We start from the raw sequence: 7,623 nt of genomic DNA, 5'->3' as shown, positions 1-7,623 counted from the left end.
GGACGTCCCCTTTCCGGGAGCGGCCCTACTCCGACTCGCCCTCCAGGTTGCCCTCCGTGTCCAGGTAGACCTGGCGCAGCGATTCGAGGATCTGCGGGTCCGGCTTCTCCCACATGCCGCGGGACTCTGCCTCCAGCAGACGCTCCGCGATGCCGTGCAGGGCCCACGGGTTGGCCTCCTCCAGGAAGGCGCGGTTGGTCGGGTCCAGGACGTACGTCTCGGTGAGCTTGTCGTACATCCAGTCCGCGACCACACCCGTCGTGGCGTCGTAGCCGAAGAGGTAGTCCACCGTCGCCGCGAGCTCGAAGGCGCCCTTGTAGCCGTGGCGGCGCATCGCCTCGATCCACTTGGGGTTCACGACACGGGCCCGGAAGACGCGCGACGTCTCCTCGACCAGGGTGCGGGTCTTGACCGTCTCCGGGCGGGTGGAGTCGCCGATGTAGGCCTCGGGAGCGGTGCCGCGCAGGGCGCGGACCGTGGCCACCATGCCGCCGTGGTACTGGAAGTAGTCGTCCGAGTCCGCGATGTCGTGCTCGCGCGTGTCCGTGTTCTTCGCCGCGACCGTGATCCGCTTGTAGGCCGTCTCCATCTCGTCCCGGGCGGGGCGTCCTTCGAGGCCGCGGCCGTACGCGTAGCCGCCCCACACCGTGTAGACCTCCGCGAGGTCGGCGTCCGTACGCCAGTCGCGCGAGTCGATCAGCTGGAGGATGCCGGCGCCGTACGTGCCCGGGCGCGAGCCGAAGATACGGGTCGTCGCGCGCCGCTCGTCACCGTGCTCGGCCAGGTCCGCCTGGGCGTGGGCCCGGATGAAGTTCTCCGAGGCGGGCTCCTCCAGCGAGGCCGCCAGGCGGACCGCGTCGTCGAGGAGGCCGATGACGTGCGGGAACGCGTCGCGGAAGAAGCCCGAGATGCGCAGCGTCACGTCGATGCGGGGGCGGCCGAGCTCCGCGAGCGGGATCGGCTCCAGGCCGGTGACGCGGCGCGAGGCCTCGTCCCAGACCGGGCGGATGCCGAGGAGGGAGAGGGCCTCCGCCACGTCGTCGCCCGAGGTGCGCATCGCGCTCGTGCCCCACAGGGACAGGCCCACGGAGGCGGGCCACTCGCCGTTGTCGGTGCGGTAGCGGTTCAGCAGGGACTCGGCCAGGGCCTGGCCCGTCTCCCACGCGAGGCGCGAGGGGACGGCCTTGGGGTCGACCGAGTAGAAGTTGCGGCCCGTCGGCAGGACGTTGACCAGGCCGCGGAGCGGGGAGCCGGAGGGGCCCGCCGGGATGAAGCGGCCGTCCAGGGCCGCGACCACGTGCGCGATCTCGTCCGTGGTGCCGGCCAGGCGCGGGACCACCTCGTTCGCCGCGAAGGTCAGGACGGCGGTCACGTCCGCGCAGTGCCCGGCCGCGACCGCGGAGACGGCCGAGGGGTCCCAGTTCGCGTCCTCCATCGCCTGGACCAGGCCGCGGGCCTGGGCCTCGACCTCGTCCGCGGAGGTACGGGTGGCCTTGGACTCGTCCAGGCCGAGCGCCTCGCGCAGACCCGGCAGGGCCGTCGTACCGCCCCAGATCTGACGGGCGCGCAGGATCGCGAGGACCAGGTTGACCCGGGACTCACCGGTCGGCGCGCCGCCCAGGACGTGCAGGCCGTCGCGGATCTGGGCGTCCTTGACCTCGCACAGCCAGCCGTCGACGTGCAGCAGGAAGTCGTCGAAGCCCTCGTCGTCCGGGCGCTCCTCCAGACCCAGGTCGTGGTGGAGCTTCGCGGCCTGGATCAGCGTCCAGATCTGGGCGCGGATGGCGGGCAGCTTCGCCGGGTCCATCGCGGAGATCTGGGCGTACTCGTCCAGGTGCTGCTCCAGCCGCGCGATGTCGCCGTACGACTCCGCGCGCGCCATCGGCGGCACCAGGTGGTCGACCAGGGTGGCGTGCACGCGGCGCTTGGCCTGGGTGCCCTCGCCCGGGTCGTTGACCAGGAAGGGGTAGATGAGCGGCAGGTCGCCGAGGGCCGCGTCCGGGGCGCAGGCCGCGGACAGGCCGGCGTTCTTGCCCGGCAGCCATTCCAGGTTGCCGTGCTTGCCCAGGTGGATCATCGCGTCGGCGCCGAAGCCGCCGTCCTCGGCGCGCGCCTGGATCCAGCGGTACGCGGCCAGGTAGTGGTGCGAGGGCGGCAGGTCCGGGTCGTGGTAGATCGCGATCGGGTTCTCGCCGAAGCCGCGCGGCGGCTGGATGAGGATCAGGAGGTTCCCGCGGCGCAGCGCCGCGAGCACGATGTCGCCCTCCGGGTTCGCGGAGCGGTCCACGAACATGTTGCCCGGGGCCTCGCCCCAGTGCTCGGTGACGCTGTCGCGCAGCTCGGCCGGGAGCTCGGCGAACCAGCGCCGGTAGTCGGCGGCAGGGATGCGGACCGGGTTGCGGGCCAGCTGCTCCTCGGTCAGCCAGTCCTGGTCGTGGCCGCCGGCCTCGATCAGGGCGCGGATCAGCTCGTCGCCGTCGCCGGAGACCAGACCGGGGATGTTCTCGGTGGGACCGAAGTCGTAGCCGCCGGCGATGAGGGTGCGCAGCAGCTCCACGGCGCTGGCCGGGGTGTCGAGGCCGACCGCGTTGCCGATGCGGGAGTGCTTGGTCGGGTACGCCGAGAGGACCAGCGCGACCTTCTTGTCGCGGCGGTCGATGTGCCGCAGCCGGGCGTGGCGTACGGCGATCCCCGCGACCCGGGCGGCCCGCTCGGGGTCGGCCACGTAGGCGGGCAGGCCGTCCTCGTCGAGCTCCTTGAAGGAGAACGGGACGGTGATCAGGCGGCCGTCGAACTCGGGCACCGCGACCTGCGTGGCGGCGTCCAGCGGGGAGAGGCCCTCGTCGTTCTCCTCCCAGGCGGAGCGCGAGCCGGTCAGGCACAGGGCCTGCAGGATCGGCACGCCGAGCCCGGCGAGGGCGCCCGCGTCCCAGGACTCGTCGTCGCCGCCCGCCGAGGCGGTGGCGGGCTTGGTGCCGCCGGCCGCGAGGACGGTGGTGACGACCGCGTCGGCCGACTCCAGCGCGGCGATCAGCTCCGGCTCGGGGGTGCGCAGGGAGGACACGTACAGGGGCAGCGCCTGGGCGTCATGGCCCTCGATCGCGTCGCACAGGGCGTGCACGAAGGAGGTGTTGCCGCTCATCTGGTGGGCGCGATAGTAGAGCACGGCGATCCGCGGGCCGGTGGTGGTCCCGGGCGTGCGCTCCAGCGGGCCCCAGGTGGGGGCGGCGGCGGGCGGCTCGAAGCCGTGACCGGTCAGCAGGACCGTGTCGGAGAGGAAGCGGGCCAGCTGTTCCAGGTTGGCCGGGCCGCCGTGCGCGAGGTAGCCGTGGGCCTCGGCGGCGATGCCGATCGGGACCGTGGATGCCTCCATGAGCTGGGCGTCCGGTGCCTGCTCGCCGGTCAGGACCACGACCGGGCGGGTCTGGCCCGGGGCCAGGAGCAGATCGAGGCCGTCCTGCCAGGCGCGGAGGCCGCCGAGGAGACGTACGACGACCAGGTCGACCCCGTCGAGGAGGCCGGGGAGGTCGTCGAGGGGAAGACGGGAGGGGTTCGCGAACCGGTACGGGACGGGGCCGTCCGCCGTGTTCGCTGCGCGGGCGCTGAGCAGATCGGTGTCGGACGTCGACAGCAGCAGAATCATGCGGCGGCAGGCCTTCCTCGGGGTTTCCGCGCCCCGGGCAGTGTGAGGACAGCGGGAGTTCCTGACTCACCCCGGGCGCGGGATCGCTCCGCGGGGTTCACAGTGGCGGGACCGCGCCGGAATCGCACCGGGCTTCCTCCCATGTCGCCGTCCTCGGCGACGGCGGACCGTGTGGTCCGCCGGAAGGTCATCTTAGGGGCGGGTCGCTCCGGCCGGGGTGGGTGGGGTGGTGGCGGTGCGCCGGACGCTCCCGCCGGGGTGGCGGGTGTGCGCTTCCGGGTGCGGCGCCGTTGCCGGGGCTCTGCCCCGGACCCCGCGCCTCAAACGCCGGCGGGGCCGGAAGGGCGGGCTGCGGGGCTGGAGGGGCGGCGGGGAATCGCAGGTCGGGGTGGTGACGGACACAGGTCGGGGGGCCGCAATCGTGGGTATGCTCGCGGCCATGCCCCAGCCCCCCTCCGCCGCATCGCGGGACGAACCCGTCATACGGGATCGTGGTGACGCCTGTCCCGGCGCGCTGCGACTGCACGCGGCGGACGACGGGTTCCTGGCGAGGGTCCGGGTACCGGCCGGGCTGCTGACCGTCCGGCAGGCCTCGGTACTGGCGCTCGCCGCCGACCGGTTCGGCGACGGGCACCTGGAGCTGACCTCGCGCGGCAACGTGCAGCTGCGCGGCCTGGCCGACGGCTGCGTCGCCGGGCTCGCCCGGCTGCTGGACGGAGCGGGGCTGCTGCCCGCGCCGAGCCATGAGCGGGTACGGAACATCGTGGCGACACCGATGTCCGGACTGGACGGACCGGACGGGCCGGACGGAACGGCGGTGGACAGGACGGCGGCCGCGGACCGGCCCGACGCACTGGCCTGGGCCGTGGACTTCGACCGGCTGCTGTGCGCGAGCCCCTGGGCCGCCGCGCTGTCCGGGCGGTTCCTCTTCGCCTTCGACGACGGGCGCGGTGACGTGGCGTCACTCGGCCCCGACGTGACCGTCCTCGGCCGCCCCGGCGGCCGGGCACTGGTCCGCCTCGGCCGGGCCGCCGACGCCGTCGAGCTGGCCGGACAGGACGCCCCGCAGGCGGCGCTGCTGGCCGCCCGCTATTTCCTCGACGCCGCCGCGGCGGCGGGCACCCGCGCCTGGCGGGTGTCCGAACTGCCCGCCGAACACCCGCTGCACGCGGCCGGGTTCGCCCTGCGCCTGGCAGCCGGGGGGATCGACGCGAAGACCACTGGCGCGGTGGAATGGCCGTACGCTCCGCCGCCCCGGCCGTGGGGCGCGGGCGTGCACGACCGTGAGACCCTGTGCGTCCTGCCCCCGCTCGGCCGGCTCACCTCCGCCCAGTGGCGGGTCCTGCTGCAGGTCGCGGACCGGGGGAGCGGCCAGCTGCGCGTCACCCCCTGGCGCAGCGTCATCCTGCCCTCGGCGAGCGCCCGCAGGCCCATCAACGGCGCCGCCCGCATCGAGGCCGCCGGGCTGGTCCTCGCCCCCGGCAGCCCCTGGGAGTCCGTCACCGCCTGTACCGGGCAGCCGGGTTGCGCGAAATCCCTCGCGGACGTACGCGCAGACGCGCGGGCCGTCGCCGAGCGGGCGCGCGGACCGCTGCCCGTGCACTGGTCCGGCTGCGAGCGCCGCTGCGGCCATCCGCGCGGCACCGCCTGGGTGGATCTGGTCGCCACCGGGACCGGATACCGGATCGCCACCCCCGGCCGCCCCGTACGCGACGACGTACCGCCCTCCGAACTTGCCGCGGCACTCGCGGACGCCCGCACCGACCCCGACGTAGTGAAGAAATGAGCGAGTACACCGTGTTTGAGTACGAGAAGGACGGCGCGGCCATCTACCGCCAGTCCTTTGCCACGATCCGCGCCGAGGCGGACCTCTCCGGGCTGCCCGACACGGTCGCCCAGGTCGCGGTGCGCATGATCCACGCCTGCGGGATGACCGACCTCCCGCAGGACCTCGGCTTCACCCCCGAGGTCGTGCTGCGCGCCCGCGCCGCACTGGAGGCGGGCGCGCCGATCCTGTGCGACGTGCAGATGGTCGCCAGCGGTGTCACCCGCAAGCGGCTGCCCGCCGACAACGACGTGATCTGCACGCTCTCCGACCCGGCCGTACCGGAGCTCGCCGCGAGGATGGGCACCACGCGCAGCGCCGCCGCCCTGGAGGTGTGGCGCGACCGCGGCCTGCTGGAGGGTTCGGTGATCGCCGTCGGCAACGCGCCGACCGCGCTGTTCCGGCTGCTGGAGATGATCGAGGAGGGCGCCCCGCGCCCGGCCGCCGTCATCGGGGTTCCCGTCGGTTTCATCGGCGCCGCCGAGTCCAAGGACGCCCTCGCCGCCCACCCCTCCGGGCTCGACCACCTGATCGTGCGCGGCCGGCGCGGCGGCAGCGCGATGGCCGCCGCCGCCGTCAACGCCATTGCGAGCGTGGCCGAATGAGCGTCGCCGAGCCCAAGGGGCGGCTGTACGGGGTCGGGCTCGGCCCCGGCGACCCGTCGCTGATGACCCTGCGCGCCGTCGAGGTGATCGCCGAGGCCGACGTCGTGGCCTACCACAGCGCCCGCCACGGCCGTTCCATCGCCCGCTCGATCGCCGCGAAGCACCTGCGCGCGGACCACGTCGAGGAACCGCTGGTCTACCCGGTCACCACCGAGACCACCGACCACCCCGGCGGCTACCAGGGCGCGATGGAGGAGTTCTACGAGGCCGCCGCGGCCCGCCTCGCCGCCCACCTGGACGCCGGCCGGACCGTCGCCGTGCTTGCGGAGGGCGACCCGCTCTTCTACAGCTCGTACATGCACATGCACAAGCGGCTCGCGGACCGGTACGAGACCGAGGTCATCCCCGGCGTCACCTCCGTGAGCGCCGCCGCCGCCCGGCTCGGCACCCCGCTCGTGGAGGGCGAGGAGGTCCTGACCATCCTCCCCGGCACCCTGTCCGAGGAGGAGCTCACCGCCCGCCTCGCCGCCACCGACTCGGCGGTCGTGATGAAGCTCGGCCGGACCTTCCCCGCCGTCCGCGGCGCGATGGAGAACAGCGGCCGGCTCGCCGAGGCCCGCTACGTCGAGCGCGCCACCATGGAGGGCGAGCGCACCGGCCTCCTCGCCGACACCGACGCCGACAGCGTGCCGTACTTCGCCGTCGCCGTGGTCCCCAGCCGCATCGGCAACCCGGGCAGCGTGCCGTCCGGCCCCGGCGAGGTCGTCGTCGTGGGCACCGGCCCGGCCGGCCCGCTGTGGCTCACCCCGCAGACCCGGCGCGCGCTGGCCGACGCCGAGGTGCTGGTCGGCTACACGACCTACCTGGACCGGGTGCCCGTACGGCCCGGGCAGATCCGGCACGGCTCCGACAACAAGGTGGAGTCGGAGCGCGCCGAGTTCGCCCTCGACCTCGCCCGGCGCGGCAAGCGCGTGGCCGTGGTCTCCGGCGGCGACCCCGGCGTCTTCGCCATGGCCACGGCGGTCCTCGAGGTGGCCGGGCAGACGGAGTACAAGGACGTGCCGGTACGGGTCATGCCGGGGGTGACCGCGGCCAACGCGGCGGCCGCCGCGGCCGGCGCCCCGCTGGGCCACGACTACGCCACCATCTCCCTCTCGGACCGGCTCAAGCCCTGGGAGGTCATCGCGGAGCGGCTGCGGGCTGCCGCCGCGGCCGATCTGGTGCTGGCCCTCTACAACCCCGGCTCGCGCAGCCGGACCTGGCAGGTGGCCCAGGCCCGCGAGCTGCTGCTGGAGCTGCGCTCGCCCGGGACCCCGGTGGTCGTGGCGCGCGACGTGGGCGGCCCCGGGCAGTCGGTACGGATCGTCACGCTCGCCGAACTGGAGCCGTCCGAGGTGGACATGCGCACGCTCCTGCTGATCGGCTCCTCGCAGACGCAGGTCACCGAGCGGGCCGACGGGTCGAGGATCACCTGGACGCCGCGCCGGTACCCGTGATGACCGGGTGAGGCAGAACGGAACATGGGGAAGGCCCGGTGCGACGACCGCACC

The 7,623-nt window shown here is 74.3% G+C and carries 4 protein-coding genes and 1 riboswitch; of the genes, 3 read left to right on the top strand and 1 reads right to left on the bottom strand.

Annotation, left to right across the window (positions count from 1 at the left end; genetic code table 11):
* Positions 1-25 precede the first annotated feature (25 nt).
* Complete coding sequence (gene cobN / locus ACWGE1_RS12430) at positions 26-3,643, bottom strand: cobaltochelatase subunit CobN (RefSeq protein WP_453420464.1); 3,618 nt, start codon at positions 3,641-3,643, stop codon at positions 26-28.
* A gap of 42 nt (positions 3,644-3,685) precedes the next feature.
* A riboswitch (cobalamin riboswitch) is annotated at positions 3,686-3,817 on the bottom strand.
* A 265-nt stretch (positions 3,818-4,082) separates the two neighbouring features.
* Here cobN and ACWGE1_RS12425 point away from each other — a divergent pair.
* The 3 genes from ACWGE1_RS12425 to ACWGE1_RS12415 are packed head-to-tail and all read left to right on the top strand — an operon-like array spanning position 4,083 to position 7,569.
* Positions 4,083-5,429 carry a cobalamin biosynthesis protein CobG gene (locus tag ACWGE1_RS12425; protein WP_453420463.1) on the top strand — a complete coding sequence of 449 codons (1,347 nt, stop codon included), beginning with the start codon at positions 4,083-4,085 and terminating at the stop codon, positions 5,427-5,429.
* Complete coding sequence (locus ACWGE1_RS12420) at positions 5,426-6,073, top strand: precorrin-8X methylmutase (protein WP_453420462.1); 648 nt, start codon at positions 5,426-5,428, stop codon at positions 6,071-6,073. The genes ACWGE1_RS12425 and ACWGE1_RS12420 overlap by 4 nt, the downstream gene beginning before the upstream one ends.
* Positions 6,070-7,569: a precorrin-2 C(20)-methyltransferase gene (locus tag ACWGE1_RS12415; RefSeq protein WP_453420461.1), complete on the top strand. Its 1,500-nt coding sequence runs from the start codon at positions 6,070-6,072 to the stop codon at positions 7,567-7,569. Before ACWGE1_RS12420 ends, ACWGE1_RS12415 begins: the two co-directional genes overlap by 4 nt.
* Positions 7,570-7,623 lie beyond the last annotated feature (54 nt).

The sequence above is a fragment of the Streptomyces sp. NPDC054932 genome (assembly GCF_053610205.1).
The sequence above is the reverse complement of the archived record's forward strand: the minus strand, read 5'-3'. Positions and strand labels throughout refer to the sequence as shown.

Excerpts from the sequence above, each read along its gene's own strand:
- ACWGE1_RS12420 (WP_453420462.1), top strand. The coding sequence starts at position 5,426 with ATGAGCGAGTACACCGTGTTTGAGTACGAGAAGGACGGCGCGGCCATC.
- ACWGE1_RS12415 (WP_453420461.1), top strand. The coding sequence starts at position 6,070 with ATGAGCGTCGCCGAGCCCAAGGGGCGGCTGTACGGGGTCGGGCTCGGC.
- cobN (WP_453420464.1), bottom strand. The coding sequence starts at position 3,643 with ATGATTCTGCTGCTGTCGACGTCCGACACCGATCTGCTCAGCGCCCGC.
- ACWGE1_RS12425 (WP_453420463.1), top strand. The coding sequence starts at position 4,083 with ATGCCCCAGCCCCCCTCCGCCGCATCGCGGGACGAACCCGTCATACGG.